This is a genomic window from Oleiphilus sp. HI0066 (genome assembly GCF_001635725.1).
Genome location: NZ_LWFH01001614.1, coordinates 1 through 881, shown reverse-complemented (window position 1 = coordinate 881; position 881 = coordinate 1). Strand labels below are relative to the sequence as shown.

At 43.3% G+C, this 881-nt stretch carries 1 pseudogene; it reads left to right on the top strand.

Features of this window, described 5'->3' with window-relative positions:
• Positions 1 to 88: 88 nt before the first annotated feature.
• Positions 89 to 881, top strand: a pseudogene (locus tag A3738_RS25400) (glycosyl transferase); the annotation flags it as partial.

Sequence of the window (881 nt, the reverse complement as noted above, 5' to 3'; positions counted from 1 at the left end):
AAAGTTTGAGTAGCTTTTTAGACTTAGATCTAGGTGAGCCCTCATTGTAAATAATAACCAGCAGACATAGAGCTTAAGCGAGTAAAAAATGGCTGACTTTTATCAAAATGGCATCATAACAACGTTACATAATCTAAGCTGTCGGTCGTATGAAGACCTCGAGAGGGAGCTGGAAGATTTTGCAACAAAACGTCCGATGGGGCTGATCTTGCCGTCTCTATTTTCTGAGTTAGAAGGGGATGCGCTACCCAAAATTATCGATTTACTTAGCGAGGTGAAGTACATCGGTGAAATTGTGATTGGTTTAGATCGCGCTAGCCTTGATCAGTATAAATACGCTTTAGGTTTTTTCTCAAAATTGCCACAACGTCATCGCGTGCTTTGGAACGATGGACCGCGATTACGTCAACTCGACGACGAGCTGCAGGCNCTCGGTGTTGCGCCTAAAGAAGCAGGTAAGGGCAGAAATGTATGGTATTGCATGGGCTATACCTTAGCGTCGAACCGATCAGAATCGGTTGCCCTGCATGACTGTGATATCGTCACCTATGATAAAGAACTTTTAGCGCGCTTAATCTACCCAGTTGCCAATCCGCATTACAATTATGAGTTCTGTAAGGGCTACTATTCTCGAGTCGCTAATGGAAAAATGAACGGACGTGTCAGTCGTTTGTTAGTGACACCATTATTACGATCTTTCAAAAGCGTTATTGGATATCGTGATTACTTAGAGTACATGGATAGCTTTCGTTATCCATTAGCTGGCGAGTTTTCGTTCCGTATCGATGTCTTAAAAGATATTCGAATTCCAAGTGATTGGGGCTTAGAGATTGGGGTGCTTTCAGAGATGTACCGCAACTATGCGCACAACCGTCTTTGCC